The following is a 26,457-nucleotide window of genomic DNA, read 5'->3' as shown; positions in this document are numbered from 1 at the left end:
ATATTCGCTGTTTATCGGCTAGGTGCAAAAATAATAATTTCTACAAAGAAAACAAAACTTTTGCTAAAAATTTCACCGGTAATCAAACATAGATATCCAATCCGTCGAACGCCAGGTGAATATTTTCCGGAAGGTTCTTTTCAACCTCCGCATGCAAGCCCATATCATGACTCATGTGTATAAAGTATGTCTTCTTTGCCTGAATACGCCGGGCCACCGCCAATGCTTCTTCCAAATTTTGGTGAGTAGGATGCGAGGCGATCCGAAGCGCATTCATTACCAAAACATCTATTCCTGCCAATTGTTCATAGGATTCTTCGGGCATGGTCAACATATCAGTGATATACCCCAACTGCCCGATACGATACCCCAGAATCGGCAGTCGGCCATGCATCACACGCAGAGGAAGCACTTCCGTGTGGTTTACAGCAAAGGATTGCCCCACCGAAATTTCCTGTAAAGGAATATCGGGAACACCCGGATAACGATGGTCGACAAAGCAATAGGGCATACGCAAACGCAATCCCTGCGCTACATAATCTTCCGCATAAATAGGCACGGAACCGAACCGGCAAAACGGACGTAAATCGTCCAGTCCGCTACATGGTCATAATGTTCGTGCGTAATGAGCACACCATCTATCCTCTCAAAAGGGAGATGTAATACCTGTGTCCGGAAATCGGGACCACAATCTATCAGAATCCGCGCGTCATCTGTCTCCACAATAGCAGATGCACGCAATCGATTATCTTTCGGATCGGAAGAAGTACAAACCGGACATGTACAGCCGATTTGAGGTACTCCCGTCGATGTTCCACTTCCTATAATTCTTACTTTCACTTGTTTATTCTCAATTTATAAAGTTGACTTCCGGATGGATATCAATACCGAACTTCTCACGAACAGAGGCTCGGACCGCATCTGAAAGTGCAATAATATCACTACCTTTTGCTCCGCCACGGTTCACCAGCACCAGTGCTTGTTTATCATGCACGGCAGCCGGTCCCAAGGCTTTTCCTTTCCAGCCGCATTGGTCAATCATCCACCCTGCCGGAATTTTTACGCGGCCGTCGGCCAGCTCATAGTAGGGTATGCGGGGATATTCCTGTTGCAAGGCTTCCAGTTTTTCTTTCGGCACAATGGGGTTCATAAAGAAACTGCCGGCATTACCCACACTTTCGGATCGGGCAGCTTGCTCTCGCGAATAGCAATAATCACTTTCCGGACAACAGAAAGTGTCAACGACGGATATTTTTCAAGCTCCTGACGAATGGTGCCATAGTCTAATGTATAATGTTCTTCTTTACTTAGCCGGAAACGGACATAAGTAACAAAAGCCGATTTGTTTTCCGAACGCTTAAAAATACTGTTGCGATAGGTATATCCACATTCACCAACTGAATAAACGCGTTCTTCAGCTTGAATGTTCACTGTTTCCACAGCCGTTATCAGATCTTTTACCTCAACGCCATAGGCTCCGATATTCTGTACTGCACTTGCCCCCACCTCACCGGGAATCAGCGACAGGTTCTCCGCTCCATACCATCCATGCTCTACACAATAAGCTACAAAGTCATCCCATACCACCCCTGCTCCCACTCGCACTGATACAGAGTGAGCATCTTCTTCCGTCACTTCGATTCCTTCAATGCGGGAATGCAATATCAACCCGTCGTAATCTTTGGTAAACAACAGGTTACTGCCACCACCAATATGCAAAAAAGGTGTCGTAACGGCACCTTGCACAATCAGCTTCTTCAGTTCTTCAACCGAAGTGTACTCTAAAAAACGAGCGGCACTGACATCAATGCCGAATGTATTGTAGGGTAAAAGAGAATACATATATTTTTAATTATAAGTTATATCATTATTCGTTATAAGCCGGCAAATACTGTTATATCATTAACAGCAAGGCTATTTCTTGTAGCGTATTACTACCTGCATCAAATGCTTGTATCTTCAAACTTATACAATTCCCATTCCCCGGCTTTGCGACGGAAATAGAGGATATTGGAAAAACCATTACCGATACCTTTCAACGCCAGAATTTTCGTTGGCGAATCATCGTCATTCCGCTGCCCGTAATTGATATTAGAAAGACGATCGGCAGGAAGTCCCGGTTTAAAAGCGAACCACTGATTAAGATCGAGGGTGGTCTCCAGAATAGAGAAATCATCGTCCGGATCGGTGGTTACAAAAGCCAGAGGCTCACACACACGCTTACTCTGAAAAAGACTATCTGCGGCAAAGTGTCCGAAAAACTCCACGAAATTTTCATTATCATTTTGCTTAATGGGACGCAGATTAATTGCCTCTAGCATCCATGCACCTTTGATACGCTCAAAATAGTATTTCTTTACCATTCGTGTTTTCACAAACACCCATTCTACCTGTACGGAAGTGAGGGAGGTATCTCCTACTAAATCCATATCTTCTTCTCTATCAAACAGAAGCGTATAATAATGCTGTTTGGTAAACAAGTCATCATGCTTCCAGTTATGCTCCTCGATATTCGTTTTTTTATCTCCATTGTAGTAAGGCAACGGAAATTTCACACGCTGACGCTGCAACACGTCATCGGAAGCAAAATTGTAGATAAAATCATCGAAAGATTCATCTGCCTGTATAGGTTGCGGATCTTCCGGCGATTCATCACAGTGAATAGAATCGGCTACCCGCCGGATAGAATCCACTTCTTTTGTGATAGATGCGAAGGGGTCAATGTTTGTTTTCTTGTTTCCACAAGCACCCAGTATACCGAGCAACATGACCCCTACAATTAGTTTTTTCATTATTTTAGTTTCTCTCTTAACTTTTCAAGCATATCTACCGTCATGCTTTCCAAATCGTAGGCCGCTTCCAGCCCCACTCTTCACGAGCGCAGGTGTCATCCAGACTATCGGGCCAGCTATCGGCAATGCGCTGTTTCAAAGGATCTATATCATAGATCATCTCAAACTGCGGCACATGCTTCCTGATAGCCTGATAAATCGTCTCCGGGTCGAAACTCATCGAGGCGATATTGAAAGCATTTCGGTGTATCAATTTTGTCGGATCAGCTTCCATCAGCGTAATTGCTGCGTTCAGCGCATCCGGCATGTACATCATATCCATCAAAGTGCCTTGCTTAATGGGGCACACAAATTTTTCTCCTTTCACCGCCGAGTAATAAATATCGACAGCATAATCGGTCGTACCTCCTCCCGGAGGGGTCACATTCGAAATAATGCCCGGAAAACGGACAGCACGGGTATCAACACCATATTTATTAAAATAGTAGTCACTTAGCAACTCGGTCGTTACCTTGGTGACTCCATACATGGTGCGCGGACGCTGAATTGTATCCTGCGGTGTTTTCGTATGAGGCGTACTAGCGCCAAACGAACCGATAGAACTCGGAGTAAACACTGCACATCCTTGTTCGCGTGCCACTTCCAATACATTCCATAATCCATCGATACCTATTTTCCAGGCCAGCTTGGGTTTCGACTCGGCAACTACGGACAGCAGAGCAGCCAAATTATAAATTGTATCGATGTGATACTCTTTTACCACAGATGCGATCGCCTCTCCATCCGTTACATCAGCAATTGCCGACGGTCCGGACTCCTTTAATTCCCCTTTAGGTTCTGCACCCGGAATATAACCTGCTACTACATTTGCATTTCCGTAACGTTTACGTAGCTCCATCGTTAGCTCCGACCCTATCTGTCCGGTAGCTCCAATAATCAAAATGTGTTCCATTTTTTCTTCTGACTTAGAATATCAAGCTTAAATAGTGCGCAAAGTAAGCACTTTTTTTTCAGATTTTAATCAAAAAGACATTGTTATTCCAAGAAAAATTGTGTCCTTTGCAATATAACTTAATCACCCAAACACTATGTACGGTAAAATGCAAGAATATCTCCGCCAAACATTGGCTGAAATCAAGGAAGCCGGACTTTATAAAGAAGAACGACTGATTGAAAGTGCGCAGCAAGCTGCCATCACTGTAAAAGGTAAGGAAGTGCTGAACTTCTGTGCAAATAATTACTTAGGATTATCCAATCACCCGCGATTGATTAAGGCTTCGCAGGAAATGATGAATAACCGTGGTTACGGAATGTCGTCCGTCCGCTTCATTTGTGGAACGCAAGATATACACAAAGAACTGGAAGCTGCCATCTCGGAGTATTTCCAAACGGAAGACACGATCTTGTATGCTGCTTGTTTCGACGCCAACGGCGGCGTATTCGAACCGCTTTTCTCTGAAGAGGATGCCATCATCTCGGATTCTCTGAATCATGCTTCTATCATTGACGGAGTACGTCTTTGCAAGGCAAAGCGCTACCGTTATGCTAACGCTGACATGAAGGACTTGGAAAGATGTTTGCAAGAAGCGCAGGCACAACGTTTCCGTATTGTTGTAACGGACGGTGTGTTCTCTATGGACGGCAATGTAGCTCCAATGGATCAGATTTGCGATCTTGCCGAGAAATACGATGCACTGGTAATGGTGGACGAGTCACACTCTGCCGGTGTGGTAGGTGCCACAGGGCATGGAGTAAGCGAGTTGTATAAGACTCATGGACGGGTAGATATTTATACCGGAACATTAGGTAAGGCTTTTGGCGGTGCACTGGGAGGTTTCACCACCGGTCGTAAAGAGATTATCGATTTGCTTCGTCAACGCAGCCGCCCGTATCTGTTCTCGAATTCTTTGGCTCCGAGCATCATTGGTGCCAGCCTTGAAGTTTTCAAAATGCTGAAAGAGAACAATGCATTACATGATAAACTTGTTGAGAATGTAAACTACTTCCGTGATAAGATGACGGCTGCCGGATTTGATATCAAACCGACACAAAGCGCTATCTGTGCCGTTATGTTGTATGACGCGAAGTTGTCCCAGATTTACGCTGCACGTATGCAGGAGGAAAGTATCTATGTGACAGGTTTCTATTATCCGGTAGTGCCGAAAGATCAGGCACGCATCCGTGTGCAAATCTCTGCAGGGCACGAGAAAGCACATCTTGACAAGTGCATCGCTGCCTTTATCAAGGTAGGCAAAGAGCTTAATGTGCTGAAAGCGGAATAACTCCGGGGCAGGGTTTACTCGCAGCATCCATTTTTAGGCACGGATTACACTGATTACGCTGTTGCTTTATGCAAGCATATTTCTAAAACCGTGAAATCCATGTAACCAGTGCCTAAAAATTCTCTTTTATAAAATGAATTTTGAACCGCTACTTGACTATAAAAATAGATTATGGAAGAATTGACTCTCACTACTCCTGCCCTACTTTTCTCGGCAGTTTCATTGATATTGCTGGCTTATACCAACCGTTTCTTATCGTATGCCCAACTTGTGCGCCAACTGCGTGACCGCTACATGGAAAACCCTTCGGATATCACTGAAGCACAAATCGAGAATCTACGGAAACGATTGAACCTGACCCGTAGGATGCAAGGACTAGGTATTGCAAGCCTTTTTTTCTGTGTAGTCAGCATGTTCCTTATTTATATCGGGCTTCAATTATTCTCTGCTTATGTATTCGGATTGGCATTGATTCTGCTGATAGCTTCTTTAGGCGTATCTTTCCGCGAAATACAGATTTCCACCCGTTCACTGGAGATTTACCTGGGAACGATGGAGAAAGGAAAAAACAAGAAATAAGATTGTTCGTATTCCCGTTAAAGTCTATCATTATCAAGATACCACCCGGCAAGGAAGAATAACCGTAAAGCGGCTTCCCTTGCCTACCTCGGACTTGAGTTCGATCTTTCCACCCAGCTTCTCTATAATCACCTGACAAATAGAAAGTCCCAATCCTGCTCCCTGCGAGAATTCGTTTTGTTTGTAGAAACGGCTGAAAATCATCCGTTGTTCTTCTCGTGGAATCCCTCTTCCGGTATCTTCTACATAAATCTGCACTTTGCCTTCATCCGGCAGATAGCTATATCCTAATTTGATATATCCGGTTTCCGTAAACTTACCGGCATTATTCAGAAAGTTTGTCAGGACTTGTATCAAGCGCTCTCTGTCCACATTGATTTCCAAAGGTGTATCATCCACTTCTTTCAGGAATTCCAAATGTGGAGCAATCAGAACCTGATGTGTCATATAGATATCGTCAATCAACTCTCTCACCTTGCATCTCTTGAATGAGAAAGACATATATCCTGATTCGATACGGGAAAGTTCCAAAATATCATTAATCAGTTTGAGTAATAACTCGCTGTTCTTGTTAATAGTACTGATATACTCTTCGCGTTCTGCGGAACTCAATCCATCTTCCAATGCCAGTATATTGGCAAAGCCAACGATTGAATTAAGCGGAGTACGTATCTCATGGCTCATATTTGCGAGGAATGATTGTTTCAATTCCGCCTTTTCAGACAATAAGCGTGCTGCTTCCAATTCTTCTTCACGATCTTTTATATCCTGTATATTAAGCAACAAACCTGCAGTTTTATATTCGCCTCCAGGTAGCTGTTTGGTGGTATAACGGAACTCCCACCACTGATAGCCTTTGCCGTCGAAGTTACAAAGCTCCTGCACAATCTTTTTATGAGCACTTTTCAGATTTCGCCAGTTGAACTTCACTCCTTCCCAATGGTCGGGATGGATAAAGCTCATGAATTCCTTAAACGAAAGTTGTCTGGGATTTAACCCTTGCGACGCCCAGAATGCATCTTCAAAAACAAAACAACCATTATCCAATCTCCAGGCATACGTCATTCCACCCTCAATGGCTAATGACAATGTTTCTTTTTCATCAGCCAATGCTATAAGAGCCTGCTTTTTCCTCATCTGTTCCCGAGGTATAGCCACCAAAGAGAAGCGAAAAGAATAATTAGTATAAGAATGAACGATGCGACTGAAATTCCCCACAACAAAGGGTATTTATCACTAAACGGAATATTGATAATACGATATTTAGCAGGAATACTTTCCTTACTCAAACCTATTTGCGTCATTGTATTCCAATCAACAACATACTCTTTCCGGCTTTCAACAATAGGCATGTCCGCCGGACTCGCACCGTGTAATATACGAACGGCTGCTTTCACCTCTTCTTCCACCTGAATAGGCAACGAAGTGATGTATCCACCCAGCAACTTCTCACCAAACCCGAAGGCTTCATTGATGGCTGTCAGACTGGAGCCAGCAGATGAGCTTCCAATATTAATGGTAGTATAATCCCGTTTCAGCTGAATATAGCATTGATCGCGATAGCTTCTGTTCAACACCCACATAAAGGTAGCATCCGAATGATTTCTGGCATTACGTAAAGGAATAGCCATGAAACGAGTATAACCTTCCTCCTGCGTCAAACGTATCTGTCTTCAAGAGAAAGTTCGGGGTTATCGATGAATCCGGTCACTTTATGACCTTTAAACTGTTCCTTTGCATCTCTTCTGATTTGTTTATCGATATAAGTGGTATCAAGCATGGTAAACAACCGGACGTGTTCACCGAAAAGTTCTTTTGCCACACTGACATTTTCATTAAAGGCGATCTTATCATGGAAACCCGTCACATTAGGATGGCGTTTCAGCAAGCCCCAATTCGGGTAATTGACACCACCAAAAACCACAGGTACTTCTTTGCCCAACTGAACCCCACATTTCATCAATGATAGGTAGCCTGGTCTTCATTCACCAGAATCACTTCCGGCCGCCAGTCTTTCGAAACGGAATCAACCAGAAAACGCATTCGTTCCAACTCCGGTTCTTCCCAATAGGACTCGCAATCTAAATAAACGGTACGGATATCAGCATCTATTTTCTCTTTCTCAAATTGCTCCGCTATCATCCGGTTAAATTCCGGATAAGCCGCGTAAGTCTCCTCATAAGAGTGGATAACTAAAATACGCCGTTCCTCTTTTTGAGAACAACTGCTCACCCCCAAAAAGAGCAATAAAAATATAGGGAGCAATCTAAAAATTCCTCTGTTCACACCATTCATTTATAATAATCGGGATTAATTTCTCTCTGACTCTTAATACAAAGGTAGTTTATTTCCAGATACGAGCCAAATAAGTGAAAAAAAAGAAGCTACTTGAAGAAATTTCGAGTAGCTTCTTTCTATATAAAGAACTATTTTTTCAGAGTAGCATCATTAACGCTGTCCCAATTGTGAATCTACAAAGAAAATTCCAGTATCACCGGCTTTCTTGATTTTATCAACAATGCCTTGCGCTGTAGCTTCTTCTTCTACCTGTTCACGAACAAATCCCCACAAGAAATCCTGTGTTGCTTTATCCTTTTCAGCAGCTGCTACGTCTACCAGCTTGTCTACCAATTGAGAAACATGACATTCATGTTTGTAAACGTGTTCGAATACTTCGAGAGGTGTACCCCATCCGTTAGGAACAACATCTATTTTATCCACTTTAGCAGTTCCTCCACGTTTGATGATATAATCTGCCATTGCATAAGCATGTCCCATTTCTTCCTGGGATTGTTTTTTCATCCAATGAGCAAAACCACTGAAACCTTCTTTCTCAAAATAGAAAGACATTGCTAAATACAGGTTAGCAGACCACATTTCAGCAGTAATCTGTTCGTTAATTGCATTCTGTAATTTTTCTGAAATCATAATCGTATTTTTTTATTAAGTTGTTAATGTAGTTTCTTTTTGAACTCATTACAAAAATAACACGCTTTCAGTTAAAATTGTTCCATGCACCCTATATTTTTAAACTACATTCACATTTTGATTGTAGCAGTTCATTTTTTACTTACACCATTTCGTCGGAAGTATATCCTTTCGGCAGTTCACGACAGTTGTATCCGGAAGCCATTATTTCACCGTACGCACCGGCAGAACGAAGGGCGATCAAGTCACCACGCTTCACTTTGTTCAAGTCAATCGCTTTTCCGAAAACGTCTGACGATTCACAAATCGGTCCTACTACATCGTAGGCTTCCAACGGTTCTTCGGAAGTTATATTTTCCATTTTATGGAATGCCTGATACAAAGCCGGACGGATCAGGTCGGTCATACCTGCATCAAGGATGGCAAATTTCTTCCGTGTGCCTTGTTTTACATACAAAACCTTAGAGATTAAGGAACCGCACTGTCCTACAACTGCACGTCCCAATTCAAAATGCAAGGTCTGATAAGGACGCAATTTCAATTGTCCGGCATAGGTAGCAAAGTAATCCTTGAAATTCGGGACAGCCTGACGGTTGGGGTGTCCGTAATCAATACCCAAACCACCACCTACATTGATATGTTCTACCAAAATTCTCCGTGCTTCCAGTTTGTCCTGCAACTCATTGACACGATTGCAGAGGGCTACAAAATCACCCATATCCAAAATCTGCGAGCCAATGTGGAAGTGAAGACCGATAAACTTTACGTTTTTCATCTCCTGCGCCACATCTATCACCTTGTCCATATCCTGCATGCTGATACCAAATTTATTTTCTGCCAAACCGGTAGTGATATTTGCGTGAGTATGTGCGCCTACATCCGGATTGATACGGAAAGCAACATTAGCCACCTTATTTTGAGCAGCAGCCAATTCATTGATTACTTCCAGTTCGGGAATAGACTCTACATTGAAACAGAAGATGCCGTACTCCAGCCCGAGGTTAATTTCCCAGTCTGCTTTACCTACTCCTGCAAAAACAACTTTATTGGCCGGAAATCCTGCACGGATAGCGGCACGAATTTCTCCACCGCTCACACAGTCGGCTCCCATTCCGCTCTCACGGATGATGGTAAGTACTTTCGGGTTAGCATTTGCTTTAACAGCGTAATGCACTGAATAATTAGGATATTTGGCAACCTCATGGTTAATAGCCGACAATGTATCGCGCAGCACTTTGGTATCGTAATAATAGAAAGGTGTCTGCAAAGTGCGGAATTTATCGATTGGAAATATTCCCTTCATAATTCGAAAAACTTGTTTAGTTGGTTAAAAAAGAGCGCTTTTATCAGTTCGGTAAAAGCGCTCGTATTATTTGTGGAATTATTTGCCGTTGAAAAGCATATCGCTCAACGATTGTAAAGCTACTTTCTTATCACACTCCCGAATGAGGAAGGAGATGTTATAGTTACTTCCTCCAAACGAGATCATTCGCACCGGTATATCGCGCATCGCATCGAGTGCTTTTGCTTCAAAACCGACATTTTCCCATTCAAGGTCACCTACAACACAGATGATACACATTTCTTTATCAACGGTTACTGTTCCGTATTTCTTCAGGTCGTCCAGAATCTCATTAAGATGTTTCGTGTTATCTATCGTAACAGATACACCGACTTCTGACGTACAGATCATATCGATAGATGTCTGATAGCTTTCGAAGATTTCGAACACCTTACGCAAGAAACCATGAGCCAATAACATGCGGCTGGATTTAATCTTAATAGCAGTGATGTTATCTTTTGCAGCTACTGCCTTAATCTTGCCTTTTTCCGTATCATTAGAAATCAGTGTGCCCGGAGCCTCCGGATCCATTGTGTTCAACAAGCGGACAGGGATATTGGCATATTTAGCCGGCTGGATACAAGTAGGGTGCAGAATCTTTGCACCGAAGTAAGCCAACTCGGCTGCTTCTTCGAAGTGCAGCTGGCGTACCGGAGCGGTCTTGTCAACAATACGCGGGTCGTTATTGTGCATACCGTCGATATCTGTCCAGATCTGGATTTCGGAAGCGTTCACTGCTGCTCCGATCAGAGAAGCGGTGTAGTCGCTACCACCACGTTGCAGGTTGTCTATCTCACCGTAAGCATTGCGGCAGATGAAACCTTGCGTAATGTAGATTTCCGTATCCGGATAAAGATCCAATTGAGCACGCAATTTATCCTTAATATATACAGGATCCGGTTCTGCGTTCTTGTCAGTACGCATGAATTCCAAAGCCGGAAGCAACACGGACTTCACACCACATTCCTGCAGGTAGAAGTTTACCATCGCCGTAGAGATAAGCTCTCCCTGTGCCAAAACCACTTTCTCTTCGAACAAAGTGAAAAGGTCTTTAGTATAGGAGCGGATGTAGTCGAAGTGGGATTTGACAACTTCAAGACCTTTCTGTTTATATTCCTGGGTTGCAAAAAGCTCATCAATATGCTGTTTATATTTTGCTTCCAGCTTATTAATAATCTCGTTGGCACCCTCCGGATTCTTCTTATACAGATAGTCCGAAATTTCCACCAATGTGTTTGTTGTTCCTGACATAGCAGAAAGAACAACAATCTTCTGTTCACCATCGGTAATCAATTTGGCTACTTCCTTCATGCGCTGAGCAGAACCTACGGAAGTTCCTCCAAACTTTAAAACTTTCATTTTCGTTACTGTTTTAGTTATCTATATTTAAATCTATTTCTATTGTTCTCTGTCTGGGCATATATTCATCAGTCACATCTACAATCTGATGGTCGGCACAACGATATACCCTGCCCGGATAATCTTTCAACAGTTGCAAATTGTGCGTCGTCATCACTACCGATGAGCCGGATTCGCAGATATTGTGCAACAATTCAACGATGGCTTTACCTGTTTCCACATCCAGATTTCCGGTTGGTTCATCCGCCAGGATGATAGCCGGAGAATTGAGTACGGCACGTGCAATCACAATGCGCTGCTGTTCGCCACCGGAAAGTTCGTTCGGAAGTTTATAACCTTTGTTGGACATTCCCACCAGTTGAAGCACTTCTTCAATACGCTCCTGTATCTCCTGTTTGTTTTTCCAGCCTGTGGCACGAAGCACAAATTCCAGGTTATTATATACAGTACGGTCTGTGAGCAGCTGAAAATCCTGGAATACAATGCCTAACTTGCGGCGCAATTGCGGGATATGCTTACGTTTGATAGATCGCATATTATAGCCCAGCACTTCCGCTTCACCGTCAATTACATCCAGTTCGCCATAAAGAGTCTTGAGCAGACTCGTTTTCCCCGAGCCTACTTTTCCGATCAAATAGACAAACTCTCCTTTGTGCAATTCCAGATTTACATCACTTAGCACACAGAGTTCCTGTTGATGGATTTCTACGTTCTTATATTGTATCAACGCCCCGTCATCCATGCCGACTCCCGTTTTAATTTTTAATTTCTAATCTTTACTTATTAATGCTTCTTCCAGGTACTGCTATGTCTTTCCTGCAGTTCACGTGCAAGATCTTCGATGCGATAGCCTTTTGAAGCAAGCAATACAATCATGTGATAAATGAGGTCGGCTCCTTCGTAGATCAAACGTTCGTCAGTACCGTTCGTTGCTTCGATCACTGTTTCCACAGCTTCCTCACCTACTTTTTGAGCTATCTTATTGATTCCCGACTCAAACAGACTGGTCGTATAAGAACCTTCGGGCATCTCTTCGTGACGCTTGTCTATGAAGTCCTGCAATGCTTTCAGGAACATGACTGGTTCTTCGTTTTTCTCCCCCCAACAAGTATCTGTGCCTGTATGACACACAGGACCTACCGGATCTACTTGAATCAATAATGTATCATTGTCGCAATCAGCCTTTATAGATACAACATGAAGGAAGTTACCGCTTTCTTCACCTTTTGTCCATAAACGATTCTTCGTACGGCTAAAGAATGTAACTTTTCCGGTTTCCACCGTTTTATCATAAGCTTCTTTATTCATGAAACCCAGCATCAAGACCTTACGTGTCTCGTTGTCCTGTATGATAGCCGGAACGAGTCCGTTCATTTTATCGAAATCCAATTCCATTTTTATATAAGTTCTAATTACTATTCCAATTTACAATTACTACCTATTCGCCTACGGAATTCTTTTGCAGACAGTTCCTATATTTATCTGACTATATAATCCATCCGCAGGAAAACCCGGCCGGGGTGCCTCACCCCCTGATGGTAATTCCTTCGCCGCAAAGATACGATTTTAATTCGGGAATTTTAATTTCTCCGAAGTGAAAAACACTGGCAGCCAATGCAGCATCTGCCTTTCCCTGTAAAAAGACATCACGGAAGTGCTCCTTACAGCCCGCACCTCCCGAAGCTATGATGGGAATAAAGAGTTGATCCGCTAAAGCGGCAAGTGCTTCATTTGCATAACCGGCTTTTACACCATCGTGATTCATGCTTGTGAAGAGTATTTCTCCTGCTCCGCGTTCCTGTGCTTCTTTAGTCCACTCGAACAGATCTTTATCCGTTTCGATGCGTCCTCCGTTCAGGTAACATTTCCAACCGTTTTCGGCCTGTTTGGCATCTACAGCCAACACACAAACTTGTGAGCCGAAATTCTTTGCTATCTCGTCAACCAACCGGGGATTGCGGATAGCGGAAGATTGATAGAAATCTTATCTGCCCCTGCATTCAGCAGACGGTCTACATCACTTAATTCATTGATTCCACCACCTACGGTAAATGGGATATTGATATTAGCAGCAATCCGTTTTACCAATTCCGTAAAAGTCTTACGTCCTTCATGGCTTGCAGTAATGTCCAGGAAAACAAGTTCATCCGCTCCCTGTTCACTGTAAGCACGACCTAGCTCCACCGGATCACCGGCTTGGCGCAAGTTGACAAAATTCGTTCCTTTCACGGTTTGTCCGTCTTTTATATCCAGACAAGGTACTATTCTTTTTGCTAACACAATCCTATTTTATTTATTGTTCAACAATTTATAATCTATATTCCTGAAGCTCGATTCTTATCTTCCTTATAATAAAGGTATCTTATTTATTCCGATACGCTCATTATAGAAAGATTCTCAAATCTTGTAAGGTGATATGTCCTTCGTATAATGCCTTACCGAAAATAACTCCGGGAACACCGGCCTCATCCAAGGCAACAATATCATCCATCTTGCTCACCCCGCCACTAGCCATCAGATAAAGGTCAGGGAATTTTGCCAGCATCTCTTTATATAAATCGATAGAAGGGCCACTCAACATTCCGTCACAGCTAATATCCGTACAGATTACTTTTCGTATACCTTTATCTATATAATTTTCGAGAAATGGAAAAAGTTCACAGGCACTTTCATCTTTCCAACCATTGACGGCTATCTTATGTTCTTTTACATCTGCCCCCAAAATAATCTTCTCACTGCCGTATATTTCCAGCCAATGACAGAATAATTCCGGATCTTTCACTGCAATGCTTCCTCCGGTTACCATCTGCGCACCGCTCTCAAAAGCAATTTTCAAATCTTCATCACTCTTTACTCCTCCACCAAAATCTATGACAAGAGAAGTGCGTACAGCAATCTGTTCCAACACCCGATAGTTAACGACATGATGAGAAGCAGCACCGTCCAAGTCTACCACATGGAGCCTGCGAACACCGTTCGCTTCAAACTCCTTTGCAACTTCCACCGGGTTCTCATTATACACCTTTTTACTATCGTAATCTCCCTGGGAAAGGCGTACGCACTTTCCGTCAATAATATCAATGGCTGGAATAATTTCTATCATCTATTTACTATTTGTATCTTAGAGGTTTAAAAAGTTTGTCAGAATCTTCTCTCCTGTCTTACCACTTTTTTCCGGATGGAACTGGGTAGCATAAAAGTTATCTTTATGGAGCGCAGCACTGAACGGGTGAATATAGTCAGTTGTAGCAGCAGTAAAGTCGCAGGTCGGCACATAGAAGCTATGCACAAAATAGACAAACTCTTCTTCGGTGAACCCTTCAAACAATTTGCTATTCGTTTTTCCAATGGTGTTCCATCCCATGTGCGGCACTTTATCCTCATGTTTCTGCGGGACAAAACGTTTCACATCCACATCAAAGATATTCAAACAATCGACTTCTCCTTCTTCGGAATGCCGGCACATCAACTGCATGCCGAGACAAATTCCAAATACAGGCTGACGGAGATTCTTAATCAGTTCGTCCAGTCCCGTTGCCTTCAAGTGGTTCATGGTAGTTTCCGCCTCTCCCACTCCGGGAAAAATAACTTTATCGGCCGATTGGAGTTCTTCTTTATCAGCAGTAATCACCGCTTCTACCCCCAACCGCTTTAAAGCATAATCCACAGAACGAATATTGCCGGCATTGTATTTTACAACTGCTACTTTCATCAGCTAAATATTACTGTTTTATTTTTATAAGCCAAAACTTTGCGCTCGATGTGCTTCTGCACTGCACGCGAAAGAACGATTTTTTCCAAATCCTTTCCTTTATTTACGAGGTCTTCAATAGCATCTTTATGAGTAATGCGCACTACATCCTGTTCAATAATCGGTCCGGCATCCAGCTCTGTCGTTACATAATGACTAGTTGCACCAATAATTTTCACCCCTCTCTGGAAAGCTGCGTGATAAGGCTTCGCCCCTACAAACGCAGGAAGGAAAGAATGATGAATATTGATAATCTTATTCGGATAAGCATTAATCATCTGTTCGGAGATCACCTGCATATAGCGTGCCAATACAATAAATGTAATCTTATGTTTGGCAAGCAATTCCATCTCTTTGCGCTCCTGTTCTTCTTTCGTCTCCTTGGTGATAGGGAACAGATAGAAAGGAATTCCGAAACGTTCTGCTACGTGCTGCAAATCCGGATGATTACTTATAATAAGAGGTATCTCTACATTCCACTCTCCTGCCGTATACCGGGCTAACATATCGAAAAGACAGTGTGACAGCTTGGATACGAAAATGGCCATACGTGGTTTTACATCAGAGAAATAAAGACGAAAATCCATTTCATATTTTTGCCCGTAGAGTGTTCTGAAATAATCTTCAATTTTTTCCTGTGGAACCAGAAAATCTTTCAGTTCCCATTCAATACGCATGAAGAAGATGTTCTCTACATGATCTACATACTGATCCAAATAGATAATATTTCCTTTGTTCACCGTAATAAAGTCTGTCACTTCCGCTAGGATTCCCGGTTTGTCGGGACAGTGCAATAACAGTTTGGCTGTTGTCATCATTCTTTCTACTAATTAACGATTCTAGGCAGATTATTTTCTACCTTTCTAATTTTAGTCCGCAAAAATAACGATTTATTGCAAAATTACGAATTATTCAAGCAGAAAGTTGATATAAAAACGGTGATTTCTTACAGATAGAAAGATATCGAGAGTTATTTTCAATGAAAAGAATGACAAACTTCAGGATAGTGACGCTATTGACTTCGGACAGTGACGCTATCCTATCGTGATGGCGTCACTATAACAACCGGATAGCGTCACTATCCGAAGAGAAAAAAAACAATATTTTTTTCATTACAAAAGTACTCAAAATGAGACACTAAGCATTTTTATCGTTTTTTCTTGAAAAAAACTTTTCTCAAAACGCTTGCAGATTTATAAAAAACAACTACCTTTGCACCCGCAATCGAGAGAGATGCAGATTAATAAATTGAAATTCTGGTGCGTTAGTTCAGTTGGTTAGAATACATGCCTGTCACGCATGGGGTCACGGGTTCGAGTCCCGTACGCACCGCTTCTTAAGAAAGTGAAATAAAAAAAAACTCTGTAATTCAATGATTACAGAGTTTTTTTTATTTCACTTTTCTACTTTGTACACAGTTGGCTATCTAGCCGGAAATCATATTCTCGAAGCTAACTTCAAGGTTTTCAAATCATAGATTAAGATTTCATCCTTATCTGTTTTGTCATACTTGTTATTATTGTTTGTATCATAATAACCTGCGACGACAAGTTTACCTGTTTGTGTATTGACAGTCCCAGTACGGACAAAAATTTATCTTCCGTTAATTGAGTCATTTCTTTTCCGAGCGTATCGCACTCCCCCATAAGGTATTGTACCTTCCAATTCATTTTTCCTGAATGGAAAAGTTATAGTTTTTACTTCACGCCCTTCATCATTGCTCTTTGAATGATAAAAAGTTTCCTATTGTAAACTGAATAATCATATTTTAATTGTATTATTCGATATTTTACCACAATTACTACTACAAAAGTCAATTAAATATCACACCTTTGTACTCACTAAAAATTAGAATCATATATGAAAGAAGTAATATTTGTAATTTTAGAAGGGTTCGCCGACTGGGAAGGCGCATATATAGCTACCTGTTTGAATCAGGGAGTCAAGCCCGGAAATCCTATTAGTTATAAAGTGAAAACCCTATCAATAACTCAAGAACCCGTAAGTTCAATAGGCGGATTCAGAGTGCTGCCTGATTATGGGCTAAAAGATATGGCGGAAGATTATGCGGGGCTGGTGTTAATTGGCGGTATGAACTGGTTCTCACCTGAAGCTGAATTGATAGTTCCACTTGTAGAAAAAGCTATTAAAGAAAAGAAATTAGTTGCCGGAATATGTAATGCTTCTGTTTTTCTGGGTATGCACGGTTTCCTTAATGAGGTAAAGCATACCAGCAATACGCTCAATTATCTAAAACAGTATGCTGGGGATAAATATACAGGCGATTCGAACTATATCAATGAACAAGCTGTAAGAGACGAGAATATTGTAACTGCCAACGGAACCGGGCAATTGGAATTTTGCAAAGAAATATTATATGCATTAGAAGCTGATACTGCCGATGCGATAGAGGAAAGTTATCTGTTTTATAAAAACGGATTCTGTCCGGGAGCATAAAATGAATGAAAGAATGACCATTCTTAAAAAAGGAATATTTAAGCAATCAGAAAGAGAGACAATAGCATAACGATTTAAGAAAAATAGAAAAAAGCCCGGCATCTGTCGGGAGAAAGTTCTTTATTATTATCATTTGGGACATATATCATCCAAATAGCAGCTATTTTCCATTATTCATTCACCATTCAACATAAAATATTAAGATAACCGTTCTTTTTATTATTCCTATCCTTTCTAACAGTTATGCCAAACTAGAGAAAAACCACCCTCAAAAAGACCAGTTTCAGCTTCCTCACCGATGACAAACAAGTTCCTCGGTGAGGAAGCTAGCGACGCACACCGAGGAACACCCCGCTCCTCACCGAGGAACGAACGCTTTGCCAACAAGAAAAGATGCATACCGTATGTAGTTTTATGCGAAATAGACCTGCATTTCCGCATATTATTGCACTATTTTATGCCGTTTATTCACTGGTTCATTGTTTTTAAAGTTGCTATTCTTTTATACAATCTTAAAAATAGCACATTGAGACTATAAAAGCGCTGTCTCTTAGTATCTCTTATATACTATGAGTTTTATTCTACGATAAAGCTCTCCGATTTGAAATTACTATAAAACCTACCGGAAGTTGCCGTAAATTTCAATACACAATAGTCGGGATCTGTCACTCCTTCCGGGTAATACATGGTATCACCCTCCTGCCAAATCATTTCTTTGCTGGCACTGTCTGTCAATACTTCCATTGTACCCCGCAGCATCGCACCTCTAAAAAATCTTGTATCACAAAAGTAAATACAGGCATGATTGTTCTCCCCGTATTGTGCCACACGCATGGATGAAGTATTCGTTGTCAGATAAATCGTTCTGATCCCTTCCCTTTTTCTAGGCTGCAACATTGCCTTGATATTAGGAAACCCTTCACTGTCTATAGAACCGATAAAAGCTGTTTTCAACTTATCAATCATGCTCCCTACTGTTTTTTCTGCGTCTCTCATCATTTCATTTTTTATTGTTAGTTATTATCTGATGCGAAAGTAGAGAAATAGAAGAAACACGACGTAATAAAAAGAAAGGGGAAAATAGCACTTTTTACGGTTTATGTGTTTTCCGATAAAGTAATGGAGTTTCTCCCGTATGTTGCCGGAAGCTGCGAATAAAATAGGAGACCGTTGAAAAGCAGAGTTCAAAAGCAATATCCGATATGGGGAAATTTGTATAAACGAGCAGTCTTTTAGCCTCATCCATCACTTTATTCTGAATATATTGTTTGGCACTAAACCCCATTGTCGAGGTTACCATCTCATTCAAATAGTTTGAAGTAATGCAAAGTTTATCCGCATAATACTGAACCGAGTGTTGCTCTTTCGAATGGATATTTACCAAATTCATGAATTTACTTACATGGTTATTAGACGCTTCTCTGCTCCTGCCCTCCTCTATCGAAGTCATTTTAAGATAAGCCCGGTCCAATAACATCAGGACTTCATAAAGCAACGCTCTCAATACATGCACATCGTTTTGCTGATACGAGTCGATCTCCATCTTTATATGATGCAAAATTTGGAGTATACGGGCATAAAGCTCATCGGGCAAATGCAGTCTTGATGAAAAGCTTTCCAGCTGAAAAAACGAAAGATGCTGTACAAATAAAGAATCTTTAAAGAGGGAAGACAAGAACTCTTCCTCGAAAATCAGCGCATAACCATTGATGATATGACGCGTATCCCAGTTCCGGATTTCGCCCGGTTTAGAGAATAGAACGTCACATGGGGTTACTTCATAGGTTTGGTTATCGACTGAAAACGTCCCTTTACCTTCTGTTATAAAAGTAACATCATAATAATTCAACGTGTGAATAGCACTTTCAGCCAAGAACTTCTTCACATATTTCAGTTCTACCACATCGACCAAAAGTTCGCTTCCATACTTATTCTTATAAAAAGTATATCGAGGTATTGAGTTTTTCATTTGGAATACAAAAATAATATTCCTTACCAAATAATCCAAAGACTTTTCAAACTCAATTTTGAATAGTCAATGAACCATCTGATAAGGAATACATAGAAAAATAGATGTCCAGGTCATATTTCCTATTTAGAACTTCCAGCCATATATCCCAAACTGGTTACATCGGCACCCAGATAATGAGTAATATACTTCAAAGGTACCCTGTACAGAATATCTGGGATTTCTGCCAATAAAGAAAGATACCTCTCTCTTACCGTCAGTTTACGAACGTTCATATTCTCTTCTTCTTTAAAATAGAACTGATATTCCATCAGTTGACGAACCAAGTTGGCAAACGAAATAGATGTTGCGCACAACTCTTCAATCTCCTCTTCGCTGATGTAATAAGCAGCACATTTCGTCAGCGCCTTTACAGCATACTGACTGGAGTTATAGCACAATACAGCATCCCCTTCAGATAAAAACCGGATGGTTCTGTCCTCTCCTTCATGGGTCGTGTATGTATGCAGAATGCCGGAAACAATAATATACAAGCTCTGCTCGGGCATTGTGGCAGATGCAATCGTTTCTCCTTTATCCAGATACACCATTTCCATACGAGCCAACAGCTCTTTCACTTCTTTTTCATCAACCTGATACTCAAAACAGAGTTTCTTCAAATAAGCTTCCATACAAAATAGATTTTAGTTAATATATGTCACTTAAAAACACCTAATTCGACATAGCAGGCATCAATGTGCCTCTCAAGTATAATTTCCTTTGCGTATATCGCAAATACCAGATACAAATCAATAATGAAACCACCGTTGAAATGGGTGGAGCAAATCCCATGATAAACAGCGACGAGCTATCCATCTGACTGAACCAGTATGACAATGGTATACGGAACAGGAAAGTAGCTATCAGACTGTGAATCATCGGGAATAACGAGTTCCCTTGTCCGCTGAAATAAGAATTGATGCAGAACACAAAACTGACTACGATACAGTCGATGCTATATCCCCGCAGGTACTCTGCTGCCATTGCCACCACAGCGGCATCTTTCGTAAAGAAAGCGGTAAGAGTCTCCGGCAGGAATTGCGAATACACGCAAACCGACACACCGAAAACAAGAGCAATCCCTATTCCGGAAGCAAGACATTTATTCATTCTCTTGATAAGTCCCGCCCCGTAATTTTGTGCAGTCATGGTTGCCACAGCCGATGATATAGCCATCGGAGGCAGCATGGCAAACACTATGATTTTCTCAACAACCCCTAAAGAAGCAGACGCAATGACTCCCATCTGATTCACAATGACAGTGATTATCAGAAATGAAACATTGATTAAAGCATCTTGCAAAGCAATAGGCGCTCCCAATACCATGATCTTTTTAGACAGATTCCGGTTCAAACGGATATCCTTCCGCGAGAAATCAAAGTGGAATCCATGCCGGTATAAGAACCAAAGCGCTATTCCAAAGCTGACGCCTTGCGCGGTTACAGTAGCAATAGCCGCTCCTGTAGCTCCCCAATGGAAATAGCCGACCAGTATAAAATCGAGCATTATGTTGATTACACATGCCAAGCCTACAAAATAAAGCGGTGTCTTTGAATCACCCAATCCACGCAGGATACCACATACAACGTTATACCCTATTATGAACAGAATACCAGCCGAACATACCAGAATATAGTTTTTAGTATCAGCCATCGCTTCCGCAGGCGTGTGCATCAGTTCGGTTATCTGCCCATGAAATGCCAGCATGACCAAGGTCAGCAAGACTCCTACGATTGAAAATAGCCACACGGAAGAACCGATTGTAAAAGCTACTTTCCGGTCATCTTTTGCTCCGATAGCGATAGCAATCAGCACGGTTGTGCCTGTCGTAATGCCAAGAATAATACCCGTAATCGTCTGCATCACCTGACTGCCGATAGCCACAGCCGCCACACTTGCCGAATCATCATATTGCCCCACAACAAACAAGTCGGCTCCACCATAAAGTGCCTGAAGCACATTGGCAATAAGAAAAGGCACTGCAAATTGCAGCAATACCTTCGGAACACTTCCTTGTGTCAAATTTAACTCTTTCATAGTTTCTCCGCTACTTTACCTCTTATCTTAAATTGTTACAATAAAAAATAGTGCCGGACAAGCGAATGATTTACACCATTCATCTTATCCAGCACTATAATTATCTATTATAGCACCCTCCGATGAGGATTTTTATGCCTGTCCCTATTTTCGGGCTGCAAATATGGGCTTTGTTTTTATAACTACCAAATTATAACTGATTTTTATTTTTGAATGGTACAATCAGGTATCAATGTGAAGCTTTTATTGCAGTCGCTTTTCTACTCCCGGAAGCGGAAGAAAGCAGCCAATCGGTCCGGATTCAGCGTATAGCGGGCACGTTCTTTTAAAAGTGGTTCGGCGTTCATCACTGCACAAGAATGAGATACTACTGACATCATCTCCCAATCCTTCAATGAATTTCCGACAACCAATACTTGGTCAAGGGGAAAAGCTAAAGCCTTGCATATATGAAGCACTCCTTTCCGTTTGTCAACTTCCTTATGGATAACCGTAATAAGAGGTGGTTTATAAAACACCTGATAAGGTTTCTCTTTTAAGCGAGAAAGAATATTTATTCTCTCTTCCTTATCATAAACCAGCATGCTGTATTTATAGACTTGACCTTCATAGCTATGCGCCGTTATCTTTGCTGATTCTTCGTTTATGTCCAGTAGTAATTCAACCGGCATACACCGGCTCTGCCCGCCATATACCAGTAATCCACCATCAGCAAACACCCCTCCTTCAAACAGGCTGAAAAGAGCCTTGCCTAACTTTCTCCGCGCCTGTTGCATAGATAAAGAAGTAGCAAGATATAAGGGAACAAATTGCGCTATGTACCGCAAAGCATGGGCATAACTTTCCGAAACCCTTCCCTGGGCATCGGTAAGTGTTCCATCCACATCAAAAAACACGGAAGTAATGAAAGGCTTATCCGGGATCCGCCAAAATGCACCTGCTCCCATTATTCGATGCAAAGGATGATTAGTCAAATTACTGAAAGCAATGTAACAGTCACAGACCTTCCGCCGACAAGGAAGCAAGGGGGCCAACATTTGATTCTGATAAAAATTTCCTATCTTCACCTGACTTCGGGGACAAGCAAAGATATCTCCTTTCCAATCAATAAAACAACTACTTCTCCCTCCCGAACAGATAGTCCATTGAGCCGAAGCGTTTTTTAAATCATATTCAAAAAGGTTATCCAGTTGCGTAAAGAAACGAATATCTTCTATGCTTAACGGAGACTTCAAACCTTGCATAGCATTAATAAACAAATAAATATCCGGCAAAAGAGCATTTCGCAAATCACTAAGTACGCTTTTTGCCATCGGATTGCCTACCGCTCCGGCACAGACCTGTATTCCTGCATTATAAAGTGTATGAAGTCGCCGGACAAAACTTTCTACTGAAGTCATTTCCGGATGAAAGCTGGCCCAAATCTTGATCTTACTTATCAATGTCGGTGTAGCCGGAAATTCGTCCAGCCATTCATCAGCAGAAAAAGAAAGATTAGTCTGACAGGAAATTCCAGCCACTTGTGGCAACGCCGCTAAATGAATGATCCCTTTCCGATAATAACGATGTATCAATGCTTCACCGTAAGGAATAATAAATAACTGCAACGGTCCCCCTTTCCATTGTTCAATAGCCGTAATAAAACGGTTCCACGCCTGTTCATCCTGCGTAGTGGCTGTCAGATGTGACTTTTTGCCGAAAGGACAGTAAGAGCAGGTATAATTGCAGCTATTCAATTTACCGCGATAATAGATACGCTTGATGGAAAGTAAATCCCCCTCGTTTTTCATTTTCATTTCGTTCAATAAGAATAAGTTTCCATCAGCCCTCTTATTTCAGGAGTAATGAACAACTGACCAATATAATCAGAATATCCTATTCCTTCGGAAGTAAGACAAATGCGGTCATCTGTATTTTCTATCCATTGCCGTTCTGCCAGTTGCCGGAATAATGGAATATCATCCGGTGATTCGCCAAAACGACGCTCATATTCGGCTTTATCAAGCCCCATATAATACATCAGATTTTTAATGATGAAACGTTGCCTTCGTTCTTCTTGAGAGAGATAAATCCATTGCGAGCTACTGTAAAATCAGTAGTGCCCATATAGTCATCTATCTCTTCGGCAATATAGCGCTGACAAACAGTATACCGGGTGGCATAATGCAAATTACCCAAGTAACTACGTCCGCCGGAACCACACGAAAGCATCACTTCATCTCCACAGGAAATTTCCGCATCAGTAGACGGATGATGAATAAAACGCCGCATCGAAGTTTGTAGAAAGCCTCTGTCTTTCAACAGATCACGGGCGGCACAATACATCCGGAAACAGACATCATCAGATTCCCGCTCCGTGATAGCTGTTCCCTGTCGCACATATAACGGATAGATAAAGAGTTCGTTAGGCTGAAACAGAAGAGCCTGCTCTAAAGAATAGAGAAAACTATCCACTGTTTGTCCTTTGATTCCGTAAATCAAGTCGATATTAAAAAAAGGAAATTCCATCTTCCGGATAGTTTCCAACGCCTGATTGATCGTGTCTTGCCGGGGACGTCTTTTCAAAGCGGTTAACTCTTCGTTGAGAAAACTTTGTATACCGATACTTATACGAGCCACTCCTGCCTGTTTCAACCATGTCAAACGGGCAGGATCAGCATACTCCGGTGATGTTTCTATGGAAGTAAAAGCATGTGAAGGATGGACTCCGAACAGGGCAGCCGTCTCCAATAAGTATTCCAGTTGGGAAACGGTGAGAAGCAATGGCGTGCCTCCTCCAATGGCGAAACTGTTAAAGATCAGTCCGGTGGTGAGAGGTGACAATTGTTGTGCCTGCTTATGAAGGGTTTCCAAATAAGTTGCGATATAATCCGCACGATTGGTTTGTAGAGAAAACAGGTTACAATATCCACATTTATGACTACAAAAAGGAATATGGAAATAGAGTGATGCCTTCTGCCCTTCCACCTGTTCCAGGTAAGGAAGCAGCGAAACCGGAGATGGAAAAGAACGATAGGCAGTTTTATGTGGATAGCTATACATATAGTCTACATATCGTGGTAGCGGTTGATTCATTGTTTCGTTAAAATAAAGTGTTTGTAAGGGACTGTATAAACCGTTTCGTGAGATATGCAATGGTATTCATACCCATCTTCACCATAGCAAGTGCCATGATCGGAAAGGGCAATCACCAGCGTATTGCTCCGTTTCTGAAAAGCCTGAAACAAACGAGGTAGCTGACTGTCAATATATTGCAGGGCAGCTGCATGTGATTCTTTATCATCTTTCATTTTACCCTCCACATAATGACAGTTCGGATAATGGATAGCAGAAAAATTGATATACATAAAGATCCGTTTGTCGTCCGGATAATTTTCTAGTTTTTTCAATGCAAAATCAATCTGTTTTTCAGTACTATCGGGTGCTGTGCATCCAAAGGTAGGCAGCCAATAACTTTTAGTAAAGTAACCGGGGAATACACGCCCCAGCTCATTACGCTTGCTAAAGAAATTTACGCCACCTATACAAATCGTTTCATAGCCTGTATGGGCAAGACTCTGCACAAAAGTCGCTTCTGTAAATGGATAACTTCCTTTGGGCGGAATACGTCCTGTACCCGCTTGCACGGGGAAAAACAACCAGTTACGGCTACGCAACGAATGAGGTTCTGCCGGAGAAGGCAGAAATCCGGCAAAGATGGCAAAATGAGACGGGTAAGTGAAATTTCCCGGAGCATGTCTTTTCTCCCATTCTCCTCCATGGCTGTTCAGTACAGGCGTTCTTCCGGCCGCTTCTTCCTCTTTGCTGACATCATACCGCAAGGTGTCAAAGCAAAGCATCAATATATCATGAGTACCCACCACCTGATTCATATCCAGATCCGGATGACGGGTCTGTTCGCCAGCCGGCAGTTCATCTATTTGCATGGTTATATTTCTTTTTTATGTTTTTTATTTGTTGAGTATAAATAGAATTATGAGCAAACATATCCTGATAAACATGGTCTCCTTGTCCGTTGACTTCTATTATATAAGGAATATCCGTCCCTCTTTCTATCAATACATCTACTCCTGCATAACGCAAATCCAAGGATTGCACAGCTTCCTGACATTGAAAATAGATTTGTTGCCGTACCTCTTCGGATAGAGACAATTCATTCCACCAATGCGCCTTGTTGTTCAGGTGTAAATTCGTTATGCTTCCTTTACTGCATCTCACAACGATATAATCTATTTCAGACTCCCGGCACACTACCCGAGGTCGTAATTTTCTCCTTGCAATTGTGCTTTAGGAATCCATTCTTCGAGGATAGCTCCTGTTTGTATCACAGCTTCTGCCAACGGGATTATCTCTTTTTCCACGCTCAAACGATTGATTCGTTTGGTATTATGAATCACTCCGTCCACTTGCCGCAACGTAGTATAGACTACCCACTTATTCCGGTTGGGCTGATAACGAATCACCATAATGCCTCCCGCACCCGAACCATAACGGGGTTTTAAAAAGCATCCTCTACCGCAATCGGCAAGAAGCTGCCGTAACTCATCGAAGGATTGTGGAGACGGTAACATCGGAGTCACTTTCAGCCCTTTGTCCATCAGGACTTCTTTTGTTTCCTTTTTATCAAGAGCACGCAACAAAGCATCAGGAGTATTTAAAAAGCACACATCATCAGGCAGGCTCATCTCGCTCAAACGTTGCAATGTCTCCTTATATGCCTGATTCAACAGCGCATATTTCAGGAAATCAGTTTCATCACTTACACAGGGTTCCAGTTTGATAACTGCCTGCCGCAATAGCGGCAAGCAGCTAAAAAGTTCCTCATAAGTCATAAAACAAACTTCTGTCTGCAAGTGCTTACCTGCTTCAACAAAATATTCTATACGTTTGGATAAAGAGTTGCTGACAACGATTATCTGCAT

The 26,457-nt window shown here is 41.8% G+C and carries 18 protein-coding genes, 1 tRNA gene and 7 pseudogenes; 4 read left to right on the top strand and 22 right to left on the bottom strand.

The annotated features are described in order from the left end of the window. Nucleotides 1–82: 82 nt before the first annotated feature. The 4 genes and pseudogenes from DXA05_RS06000 to DXA05_RS05985 all read right to left on the bottom strand — a co-directional run bounded on the left by DXA05_RS06000 (nucleotide 83) and on the right by DXA05_RS05985 (nucleotide 3,744). Nucleotides 83–840 (bottom strand): annotated as a pseudogene (locus DXA05_RS06000) (MBL fold metallo-hydrolase). 10 nt (nucleotides 841–850) lie between these two features. Next, nucleotides 851–1,842, bottom strand: a pseudogene (murB, locus tag DXA05_RS05995) (UDP-N-acetylmuramate dehydrogenase). Between the two features lie 101 nt (nucleotides 1,843–1,943). After that, nucleotides 1,944–2,792: a DUF4348 domain-containing protein gene (locus tag DXA05_RS05990; RefSeq protein ID WP_004313653.1), complete on the bottom strand. Its 849-nt coding sequence runs from the start codon at nucleotides 2,790–2,792 to the stop codon at nucleotides 1,944–1,946. Beyond that, nucleotides 2,792–3,744: pseudogene (locus DXA05_RS05985) on the bottom strand (NAD-dependent epimerase/dehydratase family protein). The gene DXA05_RS05990 and the pseudogene DXA05_RS05985 overlap by 1 nt, the downstream one beginning before the upstream one ends. Before the next feature lie 136 nt (nucleotides 3,745–3,880). Between DXA05_RS05985 and kbl the strand changes: the two are divergent. Continuing rightward, nucleotides 3,881–5,074 (top strand): glycine C-acetyltransferase, encoded by a 1,194-nt coding sequence (kbl, locus tag DXA05_RS05980; protein WP_128858908.1) that lies wholly within the window; start codon nucleotides 3,881–3,883, stop codon nucleotides 5,072–5,074. A 171-nt stretch (nucleotides 5,075–5,245) separates the two neighbouring features. Next, complete coding sequence (locus DXA05_RS05975) at nucleotides 5,246–5,653, top strand: DUF2721 domain-containing protein (RefSeq protein ID WP_004313656.1); 408 nt, start codon at nucleotides 5,246–5,248, stop codon at nucleotides 5,651–5,653. Between the two features lie 33 nt (nucleotides 5,654–5,686). Here the strand turns inward: DXA05_RS05975 and DXA05_RS05970 are convergent. From DXA05_RS05970 to purU, 10 genes and pseudogenes are all read right to left on the bottom strand, one after another. Then, nucleotides 5,687–7,948, bottom strand: a pseudogene (locus DXA05_RS05970) (ATP-binding protein). 153 nt (nucleotides 7,949–8,101) lie between these two features. After that, the gene (locus tag DXA05_RS05965; RefSeq protein WP_004304025.1) at nucleotides 8,102–8,581 is read right to left on the bottom strand and encodes a ferritin; all 480 of its coding nucleotides are present in this window, start codon (nucleotides 8,579–8,581) and stop codon (nucleotides 8,102–8,104) included. Between the two features lie 142 nt (nucleotides 8,582–8,723). Further along, a complete protein-coding gene (gene lysA / locus DXA05_RS05960; RefSeq protein ID WP_128858907.1) occupies nucleotides 8,724–9,884 on the bottom strand; it encodes a diaminopimelate decarboxylase in 1,161 nt (386 codons plus the stop codon). A gap of 78 nt (nucleotides 9,885–9,962) precedes the next feature. Next, entirely contained in the window at nucleotides 9,963–11,282 is a 1,320-nt protein-coding gene (locus DXA05_RS05955; RefSeq protein WP_004304027.1) for an aspartate kinase, read from the bottom strand. A 13-nt stretch (nucleotides 11,283–11,295) separates the two neighbouring features. After that, nucleotides 11,296–12,024, bottom strand: a complete 729-nt coding sequence (locus DXA05_RS05950) for an ATP-binding cassette domain-containing protein (protein ID WP_004297044.1) — start codon at nucleotides 12,022–12,024, stop codon at nucleotides 11,296–11,298. A gap of 41 nt (nucleotides 12,025–12,065) precedes the next feature. Next, nucleotides 12,066–12,677 (bottom strand): bifunctional phosphoribosyl-AMP cyclohydrolase/phosphoribosyl-ATP diphosphatase HisIE, encoded by a 612-nt coding sequence (hisIE, locus tag DXA05_RS05945; protein WP_004304029.1) that lies wholly within the window; start codon nucleotides 12,675–12,677, stop codon nucleotides 12,066–12,068. A 130-nt stretch (nucleotides 12,678–12,807) separates the two neighbouring features. Beyond that, nucleotides 12,808–13,562, bottom strand: a pseudogene (gene hisF, locus DXA05_RS05940) (imidazole glycerol phosphate synthase subunit HisF). A gap of 103 nt (nucleotides 13,563–13,665) precedes the next feature. Then, complete coding sequence (hisA, locus tag DXA05_RS05935; protein ID WP_004304030.1) at nucleotides 13,666–14,385, bottom strand: 1-(5-phosphoribosyl)-5-[(5-phosphoribosylamino)methylideneamino]imidazole-4-carboxamide isomerase; 720 nt, start codon at nucleotides 14,383–14,385, stop codon at nucleotides 13,666–13,668. An 18-nt stretch (nucleotides 14,386–14,403) separates the two neighbouring features. Then, nucleotides 14,404–14,994, bottom strand: coding sequence for an imidazole glycerol phosphate synthase subunit HisH (hisH, locus tag DXA05_RS05930; RefSeq protein ID WP_004297048.1), 591 nt, complete (start codon nucleotides 14,992–14,994; stop codon nucleotides 14,404–14,406). After that, the gene (gene purU, locus DXA05_RS05925; protein WP_004297049.1) at nucleotides 14,994–15,851 is read right to left on the bottom strand and encodes a formyltetrahydrofolate deformylase; all 858 of its coding nucleotides are present in this window, start codon (nucleotides 15,849–15,851) and stop codon (nucleotides 14,994–14,996) included. The genes hisH and purU overlap by 1 nt, the downstream gene beginning before the upstream one ends. A gap of 440 nt (nucleotides 15,852–16,291) precedes the next feature. On the opposite strand from purU, the gene DXA05_RS05920 reads away from it, so the two are divergent. Both DXA05_RS05920 and DXA05_RS05915 read left to right on the top strand, forming a co-directional pair. Further along, nucleotides 16,292–16,365, top strand: a tRNA-Asp gene (locus tag DXA05_RS05920). Between the two features lie 528 nt (nucleotides 16,366–16,893). Continuing rightward, entirely contained in the window at nucleotides 16,894–17,490 is a 597-nt protein-coding gene (locus DXA05_RS05915) for a type 1 glutamine amidotransferase family protein (RefSeq protein ID WP_004317740.1), read from the top strand. Nucleotides 17,491–18,066: 576 nt separating this feature from the next. Here DXA05_RS05915 and DXA05_RS05905 read toward each other — a convergent pair. The 8 genes and pseudogenes from DXA05_RS05905 to DXA05_RS05870 all read right to left on the bottom strand — a co-directional run bounded on the left by DXA05_RS05905 (nucleotide 18,067) and on the right by DXA05_RS05870 (nucleotide 26,457). Further along, the gene (locus tag DXA05_RS05905; protein ID WP_165861474.1) at nucleotides 18,067–18,489 is read right to left on the bottom strand and encodes a pyridoxamine 5'-phosphate oxidase family protein; all 423 of its coding nucleotides are present in this window, start codon (nucleotides 18,487–18,489) and stop codon (nucleotides 18,067–18,069) included. 91 nt (nucleotides 18,490–18,580) lie between these two features. Beyond that, nucleotides 18,581–19,459, bottom strand: coding sequence for a helix-turn-helix domain-containing protein (locus tag DXA05_RS05900; protein ID WP_128858906.1), 879 nt, complete (start codon nucleotides 19,457–19,459; stop codon nucleotides 18,581–18,583). A 122-nt stretch (nucleotides 19,460–19,581) separates the two neighbouring features. Next, nucleotides 19,582–20,130 (bottom strand): Crp/Fnr family transcriptional regulator, encoded by a 549-nt coding sequence (locus DXA05_RS05895; protein WP_009039845.1) that lies wholly within the window; start codon nucleotides 20,128–20,130, stop codon nucleotides 19,582–19,584. A gap of 40 nt (nucleotides 20,131–20,170) precedes the next feature. After that, entirely contained in the window at nucleotides 20,171–21,535 is a 1,365-nt protein-coding gene (locus DXA05_RS05890; protein ID WP_128858905.1) for an MATE family efflux transporter, read from the bottom strand. 260 nt (nucleotides 21,536–21,795) lie between these two features. Next, entirely contained in the window at nucleotides 21,796–23,325 is a 1,530-nt protein-coding gene (locus DXA05_RS05885) for an STM4011 family radical SAM protein (RefSeq protein WP_128858925.1), read from the bottom strand. A gap of 11 nt (nucleotides 23,326–23,336) precedes the next feature. Beyond that, a pseudogene (locus tag DXA05_RS05880) lies at nucleotides 23,337–24,610 on the bottom strand (STM4012 family radical SAM protein). Next, entirely contained in the window at nucleotides 24,607–25,461 is an 855-nt protein-coding gene (locus DXA05_RS05875) for an STM4013/SEN3800 family hydrolase (protein WP_015532890.1), read from the bottom strand. Before DXA05_RS05875 ends, DXA05_RS05880 begins: the two are co-directional and overlap by 4 nt. Continuing rightward, nucleotides 25,448–26,457 (bottom strand): annotated as a pseudogene (locus DXA05_RS05870) (STM4014 family protein). Before DXA05_RS05870 ends, DXA05_RS05875 begins: the two are co-directional and overlap by 14 nt.

The organism is Bacteroides sp. AM54-2NS, assembly GCF_003602935.1.
In the GTDB taxonomy this organism is placed as follows: domain Bacteria; phylum Bacteroidota; class Bacteroidia; order Bacteroidales; family Bacteroidaceae; genus Bacteroides; species Bacteroides xylanisolvens.
The sequence above is the reverse complement of the archived record's forward strand: the minus strand, read 5'-3'. Positions and strand labels throughout refer to the sequence as shown.

Excerpts from the sequence above, each read along its gene's own strand:
- DXA05_RS05965 (WP_004304025.1), bottom strand. The coding sequence starts at position 8,581 with ATGATTTCAGAAAAATTACAGAATGCAATTAACGAACAGATTACTGCT.
- DXA05_RS05915 (WP_004317740.1), top strand. The coding sequence starts at position 16,894 with ATGAAAGAAGTAATATTTGTAATTTTAGAAGGGTTCGCCGACTGGGAA.
- DXA05_RS05905 (WP_165861474.1), bottom strand. The coding sequence starts at position 18,489 with ATGATGAGAGACGCAGAAAAAACAGTAGGGAGCATGATTGATAAGTTG.
- hisH (WP_004297048.1), bottom strand. The coding sequence starts at position 14,994 with ATGAAAGTAGCAGTTGTAAAATACAATGCCGGCAATATTCGTTCTGTG.
- purU (WP_004297049.1), bottom strand. The coding sequence starts at position 15,851 with ATGATGACAACAGCCAAACTGTTATTGCACTGTCCCGACAAACCGGGA.
- DXA05_RS05895 (WP_009039845.1), bottom strand. The coding sequence starts at position 20,130 with ATGGAAGCTTATTTGAAGAAACTCTGTTTTGAGTATCAGGTTGATGAA.
- DXA05_RS05885 (WP_128858925.1), bottom strand. The coding sequence starts at position 23,325 with ATGAAAAACGAGGGGGATTTACTTTCCATCAAGCGTATCTATTATCGC.
- lysA (WP_128858907.1), bottom strand. The coding sequence starts at position 9,884 with ATGAAGGGAATATTTCCAATCGATAAATTCCGCACTTTGCAGACACCT.
- DXA05_RS05950 (WP_004297044.1), bottom strand. The coding sequence starts at position 12,024 with ATGGATGACGGGGCGTTGATACAATATAAGAACGTAGAAATCCATCAA.
- DXA05_RS05990 (WP_004313653.1), bottom strand. The coding sequence starts at position 2,792 with ATGAAAAAACTAATTGTAGGGGTCATGTTGCTCGGTATACTGGGTGCT.
- DXA05_RS05955 (WP_004304027.1), bottom strand. The coding sequence starts at position 11,282 with ATGAAAGTTTTAAAGTTTGGAGGAACTTCCGTAGGTTCTGCTCAGCGC.
- DXA05_RS05875 (WP_015532890.1), bottom strand. The coding sequence starts at position 25,461 with ATGCAAATAGATGAACTGCCGGCTGGCGAACAGACCCGTCATCCGGAT.
- hisIE (WP_004304029.1), bottom strand. The coding sequence starts at position 12,677 with ATGGAATTGGATTTCGATAAAATGAACGGACTCGTTCCGGCTATCATA.
- DXA05_RS05890 (WP_128858905.1), bottom strand. The coding sequence starts at position 21,535 with ATGAAAGAGTTAAATTTGACACAAGGAAGTGTTCCGAAGGTATTGCTG.
- hisA (WP_004304030.1), bottom strand. The coding sequence starts at position 14,385 with ATGATAGAAATTATTCCAGCCATTGATATTATTGACGGAAAGTGCGTA.
- DXA05_RS05975 (WP_004313656.1), top strand. The coding sequence starts at position 5,246 with ATGGAAGAATTGACTCTCACTACTCCTGCCCTACTTTTCTCGGCAGTT.
- kbl (WP_128858908.1), top strand. The coding sequence starts at position 3,881 with ATGTACGGTAAAATGCAAGAATATCTCCGCCAAACATTGGCTGAAATC.
- DXA05_RS05900 (WP_128858906.1), bottom strand. The coding sequence starts at position 19,459 with ATGAAAAACTCAATACCTCGATATACTTTTTATAAGAATAAGTATGGA.